Origin of the sequence: Parabacteroides sp. CT06, from assembly GCF_002257605.1 — a bacterium.
Lineage (GTDB): Bacteria > Bacteroidota > Bacteroidia > Bacteroidales > Tannerellaceae > Parabacteroides > Parabacteroides distasonis.
Window position 1 is genome coordinate 5,192,398 of record NZ_CP022754.1, and the last position, 14,736, is coordinate 5,207,133.

At 45.7% G+C, this 14,736-nt stretch carries 14 protein-coding genes; 6 read left to right on the forward strand and 8 right to left on the reverse strand.

Annotated elements, in window-relative coordinates; all coding sequences use genetic code 11:
* Nucleotides 1–69 precede the first annotated feature (69 nt).
* Complete coding sequence (locus CI960_RS22400; RefSeq protein ID WP_005859933.1) at nt 70–630, forward strand: DUF3575 domain-containing protein; 561 nt, start codon at nt 70–72, stop codon at nt 628–630.
* Nucleotides 631–642: 12 nt separating this feature from the next.
* On the forward strand, nt 643–1,149 hold the full coding sequence (locus CI960_RS22405; protein ID WP_005859931.1) for a DUF3868 domain-containing protein: 507 nt from the start codon (nt 643–645) through the stop codon (nt 1,147–1,149).
* A 103-nt stretch (nt 1,150–1,252) separates the two neighbouring features.
* Here CI960_RS22405 and CI960_RS22410 read toward each other — a convergent pair whose 3' ends face one another.
* Nucleotides 1,253–1,726 (reverse strand): AAA family ATPase, encoded by a 474-nt coding sequence (locus tag CI960_RS22410; protein ID WP_226766886.1) that lies wholly within the window; start codon nt 1,724–1,726, stop codon nt 1,253–1,255.
* 216 nt (nt 1,727–1,942) lie between these two features.
* Here CI960_RS22410 and CI960_RS22415 point away from each other — a divergent pair, with 216 nt between their 5' ends.
* Nucleotides 1,943–2,632, forward strand: a complete 690-nt coding sequence (locus tag CI960_RS22415; protein WP_005859928.1) for a type 1 glutamine amidotransferase domain-containing protein — start codon at nt 1,943–1,945, stop codon at nt 2,630–2,632.
* 55 nt (nt 2,633–2,687) lie between these two features.
* The gene (locus CI960_RS22420; RefSeq protein WP_005859925.1) at nt 2,688–3,416 is read left to right on the forward strand and encodes a nitroreductase family protein; all 729 of its coding nucleotides are present in this window, start codon (nt 2,688–2,690) and stop codon (nt 3,414–3,416) included.
* 94 nt (nt 3,417–3,510) lie between these two features.
* On the opposite strand, the gene CI960_RS22425 is transcribed toward CI960_RS22420, so the two are convergent.
* Nucleotides 3,511–3,921 carry a hypothetical protein gene (locus CI960_RS22425; RefSeq protein ID WP_005859923.1) on the reverse strand — a complete coding sequence of 137 codons (411 nt, stop codon included), beginning with the start codon at nt 3,919–3,921 and terminating at the stop codon, nt 3,511–3,513.
* Between the two features lie 716 nt (nt 3,922–4,637).
* Between CI960_RS22425 and CI960_RS23275 the strand changes: the two genes are divergently transcribed.
* On the forward strand, nt 4,638–4,790 hold the full coding sequence (locus CI960_RS23275) for a hypothetical protein (RefSeq protein ID WP_005859921.1): 153 nt from the start codon (nt 4,638–4,640) through the stop codon (nt 4,788–4,790).
* A gap of 79 nt (nt 4,791–4,869) precedes the next feature.
* Here the strand turns inward: CI960_RS23275 and CI960_RS22430 are convergent, their stop codons facing one another.
* The 5 genes from CI960_RS22430 to CI960_RS22450 form a co-directional block, all read right to left on the reverse strand.
* Nucleotides 4,870–5,823, reverse strand: a complete 954-nt coding sequence (locus CI960_RS22430) for a fimbrillin family protein (RefSeq protein ID WP_005859919.1) — start codon at nt 5,821–5,823, stop codon at nt 4,870–4,872.
* A gap of 53 nt (nt 5,824–5,876) precedes the next feature.
* Complete coding sequence (locus tag CI960_RS22435) at nt 5,877–6,908, reverse strand: DUF5119 domain-containing protein (protein ID WP_005859916.1); 1,032 nt, start codon at nt 6,906–6,908, stop codon at nt 5,877–5,879.
* On the reverse strand, nt 6,905–7,480 hold the full coding sequence (locus tag CI960_RS22440) for a DUF5119 domain-containing protein (RefSeq protein WP_005859914.1): 576 nt from the start codon (nt 7,478–7,480) through the stop codon (nt 6,905–6,907). Before CI960_RS22440 ends, CI960_RS22435 begins: the two co-directional genes overlap by 4 nt.
* 132 nt (nt 7,481–7,612) lie before the next feature.
* Nucleotides 7,613–8,467: a helix-turn-helix transcriptional regulator gene (locus tag CI960_RS22445; RefSeq protein WP_005859912.1), complete on the reverse strand. Its 855-nt coding sequence runs from the start codon at nt 8,465–8,467 to the stop codon at nt 7,613–7,615.
* An 11-nt stretch (nt 8,468–8,478) separates the two neighbouring features.
* On the reverse strand, nt 8,479–10,008 hold the full coding sequence (locus CI960_RS22450) for a glycoside hydrolase family 10 protein (protein WP_005859910.1): 1,530 nt from the start codon (nt 10,006–10,008) through the stop codon (nt 8,479–8,481).
* 206 nt (nt 10,009–10,214) lie between these two features.
* On the opposite strand from CI960_RS22450, the gene uvrA reads away from it, so the two are divergent.
* The gene (gene uvrA / locus CI960_RS22455) at nt 10,215–12,998 is read left to right on the forward strand and encodes an excinuclease ABC subunit UvrA (RefSeq protein ID WP_005859908.1); all 2,784 of its coding nucleotides are present in this window, start codon (nt 10,215–10,217) and stop codon (nt 12,996–12,998) included.
* Between the two features lie 90 nt (nt 12,999–13,088).
* On the opposite strand, the gene CI960_RS22460 is transcribed toward uvrA, so the two are convergent.
* On the reverse strand, nt 13,089–14,720 hold the full coding sequence (locus CI960_RS22460) for a RagB/SusD family nutrient uptake outer membrane protein (protein WP_005859906.1): 1,632 nt from the start codon (nt 14,718–14,720) through the stop codon (nt 13,089–13,091).
* Between the last annotated feature and the right edge of the window lie 16 nt (nt 14,721–14,736).

Genomic DNA, 14,736 nt, shown 5'->3' on the forward strand with positions numbered 1-14,736 from the left:
ACTGATAAATATTATCTATATTTGTACGGTTTTGTCTCTTAAATAAACAAACCTAATGAACCGGGAGATATGAATAAACTATATTTACTGTTAGTATTTCTTTTGTCAACCTTTATGGATATTCAAGGACAGGTCGTGGCCGTGAAGACCAATGTGCTTTATGACGCGATCACTACGCCGAACGTAGGGGCGGAGGTCGCGTTCAACAAGCATTGGTCCGTTGAGGCATCGGGGTATTATAACGGTTGGACATTCTCGAGCGATAAGTCATTTAAGCATTGGATGATACAGCCCGAGGCGCGTTACTGGATACACGAGCGTTTCAACGGACATTTCTTCGGGGTTCATGCCCAGTATATAGATTACGATTTCGCCGGTTTGAAGCTCCTGTATGGGATGGAGAAAAAGAATAGTTATAACGGTAACGCTTATGGCGGCGGTATCTCTTATGGTTATCAGTTGTACGTGTCGCCCCGTTGGAACGTGGAGTTCACGGCGGGTTTCGGATACTTGCATTTTGAATATGATAAGTACGCTTTTCCTAGAGGAGATGCGCCTATCGGCAAGTTCCGCAACGAGTATTGGGGATTAACAAAGGCGGGTATCAGTATCGTTTACATCATCAAATAAAGAGATAAATCTATGAAGACATTCATTTATATATGTTTGCTTGTGATCGGCCTTGTTCTTCCGGCAGGAGCGCAGGTACCTATACAATCTTACCGGGGGCAAGTCTCCGTGAAGCAAAACCGCATCGAGCGGGAGGGCAACTCCTTGCGTCTAGACCTAACGATCAGTGTCTGCGGACTCTCCGTGGGACGATATCAAACCCTGTCCTTGATGCCGATGTTGCGTAGCGACAGAGATTCCGTAGTCATGGCCCCGGTAGTACTAAACGGGGTAAACAAGCAAAAAATGTTCGACCGTACCTTAGTTTTCGAAGGCAAGAAAGCCGCCGATGGCGACGCTTATACGGTAATCAAGAACACCCCGGAACTGATCCGTGAAATCCCCTATGAACTATCTATCCCATACCAGCCATGGATGAAGAACGCCGCGTTGATATTGGTTGGGGAGTTGGATAATTATGAAGGTGCGCCATTACGAACATTCGTAAACGTATTGACAGAACATTTGGACATTCCGTAAAATGGTTTTTAACGCATTCCGTTATCCTGTAAGTACTGTCGAATAAGCGTAGGCGGTAGACTTGGGTATGGGCTTGTGCCTGCAATGTGTTCTGTATCTTTCGCTATGTTTCAGTGTTGAAAAATAGGTCGATGCCATATTCGTACATTTCTTGTACTTCTGTGTCACTGGCTCTTTTCACGAAAGTTTCCCCATTCCTGAAGTCAACTAGGTAAATGGCAAGTTGGTCACTCGGTAATTCCAGAAAGTCGTTAACCACATAAGGACTGTGTGTCGTTATAAAAAACTGGTTTCTGTCCGATTGGATAATATCCTGCGTTACCTTTGATATGAAAGGAGGGTATGAGTGGGCTTCCGGTTCTTCAAAAACTAATGCGGACTCACTGTTACTTTCAATAGCCGCTTTGTAGAAAATCATACGCTGCAGGGTATCGGCTATGGAATGAAATGGAATTAAAAATATCTCTCCCGGTTTCTTTTCTTTCATTACTTTAATCTCCTGGCTATTGGTATCGAAGACATATTTCAAGCCATAGTCGTTGAAAATAGTTCTTAATTCTTCTTTCAACTTGGGCATCATGGAAACGATATTCATCAAATTGCTTCCTCCCGGAGGTAATAGGAAAGGGATCGGTAATTTCTCCTTATCGAATGCTGGTGGATAGAGATAGCATTTGAAAGGATTTGCAGGTTTTCATATTTTCGGATTATGTTAAAGATTCCATATTCTGAAAAACAATCTATCCATGTGTATGTTTTCTTTTAAAGAATATGAATCAATAATTTGATTATCATGAAGATTTTAATAATAGTTACTAGCACAGGGACTTTTGCCAATGGGAAACTCGCGACCGGATTATGGCTTAGTGAGTTTACTCATATCTATCATAGTGCAAAAGAAAGCGGCTATGACATAACGGTAGCCAATCCTAAAGGAGGTTATACTCCCATTGATCCCGAAAGTTTAAAACCAATTTTTTTAGATGAAATGTCCGAAAAGTATTGGGAAAAGCCAGAATTCAAAAAGCTGTTGGATCATGCAAACAGTTTGGATAACCTGTTGGAACAACAGTTTGATTGTGTCTATTTAGCCGGCGGACACGGTGCGATGTATGACTTTCCTGACAATGAAGCTTTAAAGACTATCGTAAGGAAACAGGATGAAAGTGGGAGGATAGTGTCGGCCATCTGCCACGGGGTCAGTGGGTTGTTGAATGTCAAACTATCCAATGGCGAATATATGATTAAAGGCAAAAAGCTGACGGGATTCAGTTGGTTTGAGGAAAGTCTTGCCAGAAGAAAAGAAGACGTGCCTTTTGATCTTGAAGCGTTGTTGAAAGAGAGAGGAGCGGATTATGAAAAAGCATTGATACCTATGACTTCAAAAGTAGTTGTAGATAATAATCTGATTACTGGGCAGGACCCGTTCAGTTCTAAAGAAATGGCGAAGGTCGTTATGCGGCAATTAAATAAAGCACAATAATAAATGGCTGAAGTAATCAGCTGGGAATAAATGTTTAATTCAAATCAGTATCATTATGAATTTAGATGAAGTCCTTCATCATCGTCGTTCTGTACGGGTGTATGATAAAGAAAAACCAATAGATACGGAAAAGGTAAAACATTGTTTGGAACTGGCTACATTGGCTCCTAACAGTTCTGATATGCAATTATGGGAATTTTACCATATTACAGAACCTGAATTATTGGCAAAAATTTCAAGGGACTGCCTTGGTCAGAAAGCGGCTTCTACCGCTTCACAAATTGTCATTTTTGTGGTTCGGCGTGACTGGTACAAGAAACATGCGCGATTCGTACTCAATTTTGAACGGGAGAACATTCGTCATTACAGTCCTAAAGAACGTCAGGCCAAACGTATTAAGGATCGGGAAATATATTACGGTATATTGATGCCCTTTGTTTATGCCCGGTTTTTCGGTATTCTCGGATTGCTTAGGAAATTGTTGGCTAATATAATCAGTATTTTCCGTCCTATGATGCTTGAAGTTTCCGAGAATGACATACGTGTGACAGCCCATAAATCCTGTGCGCTTGCCGCACAAACGTTTATGATTGCGATGGCAAACGAAGGCTATGACACGTGCCCCTTAGAAGGGCTGGACAGCCGTCGGCTAAAAAGGACATTGAAACTACCTCATGGTGCTGAAATAAACATGGCTATTCCTTGTGGGATACGGGATGGAAATAAAGGCATTTGGGGAGAACGTTGCAGAGTACCTTTTGAAGATGTTTATCGTAAACTTTAAGGCCTCCTTTTTTAAGGCTGGAATTTTCACTCACAAATAAAAAGTACAAATATCAAGTATAAGTGGTAGATGTTGTAGATGTTCGCATGAGCCGTTAATTCCCTATCTCGCAAAAATAAGTGACTTGTATCCATTGGCCATTCTGAAAGTGGATAAGTTGAAGGACGGCTCGATGGCTGTTGATGGTGAGGTTGGCGGTAATCTGCTCCGTGGTGAATGAGTGGTGAGCGTATTTGGCAGTGTGGTTGATGATCTTGTTGGCATACGTCTCTTTTCCTTCCTTTTCCCACGTGAAGATAGCGCGATCGAAATCTAGCGTGAAACGATCATGGAAGGTGTTTCCTTTCCATGTCTGACCCAAGGGCTTGACGCCTTGTGGAGTATCAACGCATTCTGTTATCCGGCAAGTGTTGTCGGATAAATGTAGGTGATAGACTTGGGCATGGGCTTGCGTGGCAAGCAGGAGCCATAGCGACAAGACGGGTAACAGGAGGATCGTCTTCATTTAATGGATAAGGGCAACCTGTCTCCATCGGTTGCCGGGCTAAAAATACAGAAGCGTGGAAACTATTGATATTACCGCATTGAGGCTCTCGACTGCCCTATCCATGTAATAAACAATAGCCCACGCCATGCTGTTATATCGTCCAGAGCGATTACTGGTAAATATAGCACCGACGTGAGCGTTCATTGTCTATTATCCATGGATATGAAATTGTCGAGATTTCAATGCGGGATAATATCTTTAAACGCTCTTCGTTAACTTATGTCCTCCTTCAGTGACCTACGCTTAGATATGAGGGATTATCGCAAATATAGGAAGAATAATTGATATCCGTATGCTATGTGGGGAGAAGTTTCCTTGCGGATTGACATTTTGACAAAATGTAAACGGAAGTCCGTGAGAGTCGATTATTTCGGGCGGATGTACGTCTCGCTTCCAAATACGCAAGAAAAAAACAGCAAAGGTTTACCTTATAGCCACTTATCGAAAAACGGCCTTTTATTCTAGCGAAATTAATTCATCATAATTCCTGTTTTGCCGGATGTTTGGGCGATTCCATAGGGTTACGATAGGGAAATCATTGGGTTACGACGCCATTCTTAATGGGTTATAACCCTATTCTTGGCCGTTTACGATGCCTAACGCGACTATATGTGTTGCCTAACGCAACCTATTGTGTGTGAAAAGGGGTACTTTTATCTTTAAAAAGGCGGTTTATGGGGATGCCTTTGGTGCTGTTTCGTGATTGTGGGGGGAAGGTATTGTTACGATATGTGGCTTATATTGAGCAAAAAGATGGAATGGAACTTATTTTGCTAATAAAAAGTCTTTGTGATTATCTTGTTGTAAGAGTAAAAGAAACTGCTTAAGTTATTTCTATTATGAGGCTGTATCAAATAATACAATATGGTAGTTATATTTGATGCAGCCTCATTTATTTATTTATTACTATTTAATTTCTGGTTTTTCCTCTGAGGTATCCCAACCTTCAACAGTTGCACTTAGTTTAACATCGCTTAAGCTAACATCTATAGTGTAATTATATACTTTATTTTTGTCCCACTGTGTAACGGAACCATATTTAAGAGCTATGTTTTTTGCTTCGCCATTAAATGTGACAGATTCATTAAGATTACTATCTGTAGTTGTAACAGTATATGTAATAGCTACCTTTGCATTTTCTATTGATTGAGGTACCATTAAATATGCTTGATCAGCGGTAATAGTATTATTTAAATCTGTAGTTGAAGAAGTCCATGTTCCTGCTGCACAATCATATGTTCCACCGTTCTTGATGCCGGTTAACGTGATAGTATTGATAGTCACAGTACTTCCCTCTGCAATTGTTTGGGCTGAGAATTTGACTTTAGATAGGACGTGTTGAAAGGTAAGAGAAACTGTCTCTTTACTTTTATCATTAGCTACAGTTGACACTAAAAGATCTGTAACTCCATTCTCTGAAGAAGGTATAGTAAACTCTATTTTAGGTAAACCTGTTGATTTGTTTGTGAAGGTAGAACTTACAGACACTCCATTAGTTTCTGTAGGGAATGGATAATATCCAATGAATGAAACTTTTTCAGCATTTGGCCAGTATTTAACAGGAGAATAGGTGTAATTTGCTCCATCAAAGGTTACTTTCTGATTATACATAAAGTTTGGTGTGGCAGAGGTTGCTGATGCATTCCATAACGCCTCTTTAGTATTATATGCAAAAACTCCGAATTCAGCCTTGGCAGGCAAGGCAGTTCCTTCTACTGCGGCTTTTGTCTGTTTCCCTACATAAGTAGTGAAATTAATTACATTGTCATTCTTTGCCACTAATGTGCCAACTTCGTCTTCGCTTGAACAGCCAGCCAATACTACTAGGCTTAATGCTGCAATGAATAAATTTGTCTTCATAACGCTTAGTCTTTTAATGTTGTTTTATGTTGTTACTATTTATCATTCTATATCTATGCGGGGATTACGATATTCGTCTCATCTCCCCAATTGTCTACACTTGCGTCGAATCCCCCTTCGCCGCCATTAGTTGCCGGCTTTACGTTTGGCAATTCCAGCGGAATATCCTCGGGAGTTTCCTCCTCGTCCGGATCGGCTCCGGTACCCAGCACCACTTTCACCTCTTTCGTCTCATTATTGATCGCGGCACGTGGAGCTATATCATATTGCTTCGTAATGACCGTCTTGTTATCGACCAATAAGATGGAGAGCGTAAGCAAATTACTGATCTCGTCCGTGGCCTTCGATGTGACGTTCGGCCTGCCGAGTGTCAGGTAAGAGCCGGATAAGATACCATCGGTCGTTGAGTTCTCGTGAAAGGTCTTTTCCGAGAAGTCCACGAGTTGCGTCGCTACGCTACTCCCGGTCTTTCTATCCGCTATCCAATATGTATCCGCCATCCCTTTAATCGATCCCCTCGCAGTCCGCATGTTGTGCAATCCTTTTATCTCTAAGGACAGATGGGTCGTGAAGATTACCTTCTCGGGCCGGCAAGCCAAGGAAAACTCCTTTCCCTCCTTAAGGTTCGCCCGTACCATCTCTTGCGTCACCTCAAAACCCTCCAATGTAGCTACCGCTAAAGGTTCCGGATCGTAGATCAGCCGCTCTCCCTCGGTGGGCGTGTACCAATCGCTATCCGTCGTCTTCATCACGATCCGCAGGGTGCTGTATTGATCTTGACCCTCGATCGTGAGATAACTGTATTCTTCGGCCGCTTGGTTAAATACCACTACGTTATAGATCCCTTTCCTCAATCGCACCTCGTCACCCGTGACCGTGTTGGTAAGGAAACGGCTTGGCTCCCCTCCATCGACCGGGTAAAAGAGCGCGGTCATACCATCCGGGTCGATACCGCAAGGACCCCAATCTATGTCGAGGCGCACGGCGCAACGGTCTACATACTCGCCGATCATAGTCTCTTTCGAGCATCCCGCCAATCCCATGACAAGCGAGATCAAGATGATAAATAACTGGCTCTCTCTCATCGGATACTCGTTTTCTTTAGCCCGTCGATATTGTTCGCGATCCCTTTCCTTTCATTGCTTAGATTCAAGGAACTATCCTTCGATAGGAAAAACGGCGACAAGGTCAATTCCTTATGCTTCTCCGTGTCCCCCTCAACCTCTACCGAACGGATCGTGGCGACATATAACGGGATCACCTCGTCTTGACATGCCTCCAGATCCTCTAGAGAGGAGATATATGCTTCCGCTTCCTCGAACTTCGACATATTACGAAAACCTATGTTTTTCGCGTCGTAATTGAAAACCAATACATTATATTTATCCGGTGGTAAGAACAGGGTGATGCCATTGGCGTTCCCATCCGTCTGTATCATCGGCCCGCCCTCCGACGGGTAGATACAATAGCGAAGTTTCTCCGGTACCGGGGAACCTGCTACCACGCTATCCCAACGAAGGGTGCAAGTGATGTAGCCCGTGCCTCTTTTCTCCGGTTCCTCGGATCTCTCGCAACTACATTCCAGCACCATGCCGATAATGAATAAAACTGCGATAGAGATCTTTAAGATAATACTTGTCTTATTGTACCTATACATTTTATTTATCTTTGAAAATCAATTATGATTGATCTTCTGGACGCAAATGTATAGGGAATGCTAAAGGGGAGAATTGTTATTTTTGTCCAAAGAGTTGCAAAAGTTGAGAGATTTAAAAAAAATCATTGAATATTATGTATTTTCATCCTTTAGAGAACGGACAGAGCGGGGAGATTGGCCGAAATTAGCCCTGCAGAAGTGCGAGAAGTTAGAAAGCGATTCAAAGCCATACTTGTAGCAAATCTCGGATATGGAAAGCTCTGTCATGATAAGGTCGTTATGAATGTCTTGGCATTTGCGTTTCAGCATCCATTGATAAGCGGGCTCTCCAAACGTATCCTTGAAGATACGGCGGAAGGTGGGTACGCTGTAGCCTCCCAATTGGGCGAAGGTCTCCACGTCTTTCGCCTTCTGGTAGTTCTGCATCACGAAATACTGGAAACTGTGGCTATACCGGTAAATCGGGGCGTAAAAGGCGGCTAGCTCCTTGATGGGGTAGTAGCAGTTCAGCAAGTAGACCATCTCCGAGCGTTTGGCTTGCATCAGTCCGGAGCATCTTAAATCATCGTTGAGGTAAAGCTTCATGCCCTCGATGAAGAGTTGTATCGGCGGGACCATCGTCATTACGATGGGCTGCTGGCGTTCGTTCTCCACGATGGAGATGCCTTTGTTGAAACGATTGTCGCATATGTTTTGCGGACGCTCGAAGAGATAGATGATACATTCGGTGTAGTCGAGTACCTTGCACTCCACTTTCGAGCCGATCGGTTGCAATACGAACTGTCCGCCCCGGAACGTGGTGTCCGGGTGCTCCTCGCTGTTCAGCCAGATCTCTCCCTTGACTAGGAAAAAGACCATGTTCTGCATGCATCTTGTCTGAGGGATCACGTACCCTTTCGGATAAAGACGATACTTGAATATGTCCCTCTGGTAGAAACTACAAGAGGAACAGTCGGTATATTTGGTGCAGCGATGGTCGGTTAACATAATTGGTGTCTTTATAATTTTACTTTCTTTGTCTTGCCCTCGCTCTCGTTGTGAAAGCGATCTACGGCGGTCACTACATAGCGATATTTTACCTTACCTTTCTCGTAAGGCATCAAGTAGCCGGTTTCCCGGGTGATAGCCACGATCTTCGAGGGATCGCTCGTGTCTATCGGCTCCTTGTCGTTAAAGCGATAGACCACGAAATAGGAGGCTAGCTCCGGATTCGTGGGGCTTTGCTCCGCTTGCCAATGTAACAAGAAGCCTTTAGGTGTCCATTCGGTCTTTAGCTTGCTTACGTCTTTTGGCGGACGGTTATGCATATGGGTATAGGCCGGGATAAGGGCCGGGTAACGGTGGTAGTTCCGTTTCAGGCTGTCGGCTACGCCCTTGTTGTTCCATAGAATCTCATTGGCGGGCCAGAAACAATTGCCGCTCACGTGAGGCAAGGCACGCTCGTAACGCATCTTGCGGGTTAATTGGTCCGCTTTCATGGTGCGGGCCACGTCTTGCCCGATATATAAATGACCTCCGTTGGCGTTTTTGTCCCACCATTTGATAAGCGTGATGTAATCTGCTGCCGGGTGTCCGATCTCCCAATAGATCTGGGGGATGTTATAATCGATCCAACCTTGCTGTACCCAATAGGTGATATCGGCGTAGAGGTCGTCGTAGTTTTGCAGACCGTTGGTATTGCTACCCGATCCGTCTGCGGTGCTTTTCTTGTTGCGGTAGATGCCGAAGGGACTGATACCGAAGCGTACCCAAGGCTTGGTGAGCAGGATGGTACGTTTCAATTCCCGGATCAGGGTATTCACGTTCTCCCGGCGCCAATCGTTCCTTTGCGCCTCGCTGTATCCTTTTCGCAAGCCGTATTTCCGGAAGCTGTTATCATCCGGGAAAGGCATACCCGCTGCGGGATAGGGATAGAAATAATCGTCCATATGGATAGCGTCCACGTCGTAACGGCCGACGATATCACGCACTACCCGGCAGATAAACTGACGGCTTTCCGGCAATCCCGGGTCGAAAAGGATTTGTTTATTATAGGTGACAAACCATTCGGGATGCTTATGATAGATGTGGGAATCGGCGAAACGGGTGTTTCCCGCCGTGCTCGCCCGGTAAGGATTCAACCAAGCGTGAAACTCCATGTTCCGTTTATGGCATTCTTGGATCAGGAAGGCCATCGGGTCGAACTCACCTGCCGGGGCTACGCCTTGCTCTCCGGTGAAGAAGCGGCTCCACGGCTCGATATCGGATTTATAGAAAGCGTCCGCCTCGGGGCGCACCTGAAAGATGATGGCGTTGATGCCGCATGCTTGCAGGTAATTAAGCTTGCGGATGAAGTCTTTTTTCATCCGGGCGGGAGTCATATCCTTGTATTCGCCTTGAAAAGCGGTCTGTATCCATGCTCCCCTAAACTCTCGCTTGGCCTCCTTGCCCGTACTCGTAGCCGGACGAGGCTTCTCGCGAACCGTAGAACATGAGGTTATCGCACAAAAGAGAATCGCTACTAAGAAGCGAAAATATTTAATGTACATGGGTGCCTTGCTGTGTTTGTCTATGAAATTTTCAACAAATGTAGAAGATTCCCTGTAAATATGAAATATTTCACCCTTGTTATTTTATTTACTTGGCAGTAGAGACGAGGCACACCCTGTCTAACTGTGTGAATTAGTTCGATGAAGATAGGGCAGAATCGGTTAGTTTTGGCTATCTTTGCGTTAAAGAAAAAGATAAAGGTAATATGTCTGAGAGCAATTCGATTTTCATCAAGGGGGCACGTGTCAACAACTTGAAAAATATAGATGTAGAGATTCCGAGGGACAAGCTGGTGGTGATAACCGGGCTGTCGGGGAGTGGAAAATCATCGTTGGCGTTCGATACCCTTTATGCGGAGGGACAGCGTCGGTATGTAGAGAGTTTATCCGCTTACGCCCGCCAGTTCTTGGGGAGGATGAGTAAGCCGGAATGCGACTATATTAAGGGAATACCGCCGGCTATCGCTATCGAGCAGAAGGTGAATACCCGTAATCCGCGTTCCACGGTCGGTACATCTACCGAGATTTATGAGTATTTACGCTTGTTATATGCTCGCGTCGGAAAGACGATATCGCCGGTTTCCGGCACCGAGGTGAAAAAACATCAGGTGAGCGATATTATCAAGGAGGTCATGCGATATCCCGAAGGAACTCGTTTTGCCGTATTCGCTCCGGTTGTCTTGCCGGAAGGCCGGGATATGAAGGAGCAGCTGGAGATCTTGCGGAAAGAAGGATATGCCCGTCTGTCGGTAAATGATACGGTATATCGTATCTCGGAGGTACTGGCGAGCGAGGAGTTGCTGTCTTACCCGATCGAGTTGTTGGTGGACCGCCTGACGGTATCGGACGATAAGACCTTGAAAAGCCGTTTGGCGGATTCGGCCGAGACCGCTTTCTTTGAGGGCCATGGTACCTGTTTGATTCGTATTTATACGGAGGAAGGGGTAGTCGTGAAGGAATTCTCGAAGAAGTTCGAGGCGGATGGCATGATATTCGAGGAGCCTACCGATATGATGTTTAGCTTTAATAATCCGTTGGGCGCATGTCCGACCTGTGAGGGATTCGGTAAGGTGCTGGGCATCGATGAGAATCTGGTGGTGCCCGATAAAAGCTTGTCTGTCTACCAAGGAGCCGTGGTTTGCTGGAAAGGTGAGGTGATGGGGGAATGGCTGAAAGACTTTATCGTGAAGAGCGAGAAATATAACTTTCCGATCCACCGTCCGTATTACGACTTGACACAGAAAGAGAAAGATTTGTTGTGGCATGGGGCGAGAGGTTTACACGGCATCGACGATTTTTTTAAGTTCGTGGAAGAGAATCTTTATAAGATACAATACAGGGTGATGCAAGCCCGCTATCGGGGAAAGACGACTTGCCCGGTTTGTAAGGGGAGCCGCTTGAGGCCGGAAGCGCTGTATGTGCAAGTGGGTGGTAAGAATATCGCCGAGCTGGTGACGATGCCGGTTTCGGAGGCAAAGGCTTTCTTTGATCAACTGGAACTGGACGAGACGGATGCGGCGATCGCTAAACGTTTGCTCACGGAAATCAATAATCGCTTGCAATTCCTGTTGGATGTGGGGTTGGGTTATCTGGCTTTAGATCGCCTCTCGGCCTCTTTATCCGGAGGAGAGAGCCAACGTATCAATTTGGCTACCTCGTTGGGTAGTAGCTTGGTGGGTTCGTTGTATATTTTGGATGAGCCGAGTATCGGTCTGCATTCCCGGGATACGGATTTGTTGATCAAGGTATTGCGACAGTTGCAAGCCTTGGGGAATACCGTGGTCGTGGTGGAGCATGATGAGGAGATTATCCGTGCGGCGGATTATATCATCGATATCGGTCCGAAAGCAGGGCGTTTGGGGGGCGAGGTCGTTTATCAAGGCGATGTGAATAACCTCCGGAAATGTACCGATAGCCATACGGTACGTTATTTGACGGGAGAGGATCAGATCGAGATCCCGCCTTATCGGCGTCCGTGGAATAATTATATAGAAGTGACAGGGGCTCGGAAGAATAACTTAAAGGGTGTGGACGTGAAGTTTCCTTTGAACGTGATGACGGTGGTTACCGGTGTGAGCGGTTCGGGTAAAAGCTCCTTGGTTCGTGATATCTTCTACGAGGGCGTGAAACGTCATTTGGATGATGCCGCCCGCCTGACCGTGGATTGCTCCGGTATCAGTGGTGATTTGAATATGATTCAGGCGATCGAGTTTGTAGACCAGAACTCGATCGGAAAGAGTTCTCGCTCGAACCCTGTGACGTATATCGGCGCTTACGATGAGATCCGTAAACTATTCGGCGAGCAGCCCCTAGCGAAACAGATGGGATATAACGCCGCCTATTTCTCCTTTAATAAAGAAGGAGGTCGCTGCGAGGAATGTAAGGGCGAGGGCAAGATCACGGTAGAGATGCAGTTTATGGCGGATATCACCTTGGAATGCGAGGCTTGCCACGGCAAACGCTTCAAGCAGGATGTATTGGATGTAGAGTATCAAGGCGCTAACATATACGATGTGTTGGAAATGACCGTGAATCAAGCGATCGAGTTCTTCGAGAAAGGTTCCGGCTCCCAAGAGAAGAAGATCGTGAAACGCTTGAAACCGCTGCAAGACGTAGGTTTGGGCTATATCAAGCTGGGACAGACTTCCTCCACTTTATCCGGTGGTGAGAACCAACGTGTGAAACTGGCTTATTACTTAGGCCAAGAGAAGCAGCAACCTACCTTGTTCGTTTTCGACGAGCCTACGACCGGTTTACATTTTCATGATATCAAGACTTTGTTGAAAGCTTTCAATGCCTTGATCGAGAAAGGTCACTCCGTGGTAATTATCGAGCATAATATGGATGTGATCAAATGTGCGGATTATGTGATCGATTTAGGACCGGAAGGCGGAAAGGCCGGCGGGCAGTTGGTTTGTGCCGGTACACCGGAGGAGATCGCGGCTTGCGAGGCATCCTATACCGGAAGGTTTTTAAGGGATAAGTTATAAGGAGACGATATAAAAAGACAAATGTAAATAGCTCCTGCCCGAATATTCGGATAGGAGCTATTTCTTTTAAGAGGAATGGGAGCATTTCCATTAATATCCTGGGTTTTGCTCGATGATTCCATTTTTCGCAAGGTCTATAACCGCTTGCGGTATCGGGCCGTATTCGTGGGTCCCTTTGATGAAACGGGCATTTTGGAGATGAGAGCGGAATGTCTTCTCATGCTCGAAATAAGTGTTCATCACGTCTGAGGCGATTCCCCAACGGACTAGATCAAAGAAACGTTCACCTTCTAAGGCGAATTCCAGACGTCGTTCGGTACGTAAGGCTCGGATCGCCTCCTCTTTGTCGGAAAATGACGGATATAATCCGATCCGGTATTTGGCGGCATCCGATGTCCCGTCAGCGGTTTTTACGGTCTGGCTGTTCATGGCACGCTCGCGAACTTGGTTGATGTATTTCAATCCGGTAGTCAAATCGCCTAGTTCGATAGCAGCTTCGGCACGCCACAATAACACGTCCGCATATCGAATAATATAAACATTCAATGCGTTTACGTATGGCCAGATAGCCAAATAGTAACTTGAGTTCTTGGAGACAATACGTTTTTTAGGGCTATACGGACCGTAAACCGTAGCCTCACGAGGAGTCCAGTCATAGAGTTGGACATCTAGGAACATGATTCCGGGGCGGGCTACCGTGTGGTCTAGGCGGGTGTCTACATAATCATTTTCCGAAACGTCTATGCCGTCTTCCAAAGGCAAGCCGTTGGAGTCGGTCTTATAAGCGTTTACTAGGTTTTGGGAAGGACGAAGGAAACCATAGTTGGGATAAGGGCCTCCCGGAGGTAACAAACGGTCGCCCGGATTTCCGTTGTAGTTGTTCGGGGAGCCATCGTTGATAGAGGCTTGGACTGAAAATAAAATTTCAGGGCAGTTGTCATTTTCCGGCAAGAAGATATTCCGGAAGTCGGGGAGTAGCTGGTATTTGCCGGAATTGATCACCTCATCCGTCGCTGTAGCGCATTCCTGCCATTTGCCTTGGAACAAGTAAACTTTAGCCATATAAGCCCGGGCCGTCATCTTACATGGACGTGCCACATCCGGCTGGGAATCCGGGAGACCTTCGTAGGCGGCCTTAAAATCATTCAGTATCTTCTCCCATAATTGATCGGATGTATACTCCTTATTCGAGATAGAGGCGAACGCGGAAGGATCGCTGACACTCTCGTCGAAATATGGGATCTGGTTATAGATGATCTTTAAGTTGAAATAGAAATGGGCACGCAGGAAACGCATCTCGGCGATACGGGTCTCCTTTTTATCATAATCGCTGCCTTTGAGGATACGGATCGCTTGGTTACAGCGGTTCACGCCCTCGTATAAGGCTAGCCATTTCCGATTGTAATCTTGGATAGTCGGGTCGATATGGAAGATTTCCATCAAGTGAACCGGGTTCTGGTCTCCCGTACCACCTCCGCCTTTGTAGGTATCGTCTGAGATCACATCGCCAAATTGCCAGTTGGAGCATCCTGAATTCAAGCCGGAGCTGGCATCGTCCATCTGGCCGTCTAGGATGGAATAGGCGGAGATAATCAATCCCTCGATGTTATTGGAATCTTGTGCTTGTTCGGGAGTCAGTTCGCCTACAGGTGTCTCTTCCAGAAAATCGCTGCATGATGTCAATGCGAATACGGCACAGGCCGCTATAATCATTTTCTTCATATTCTAGTTTGTTGTT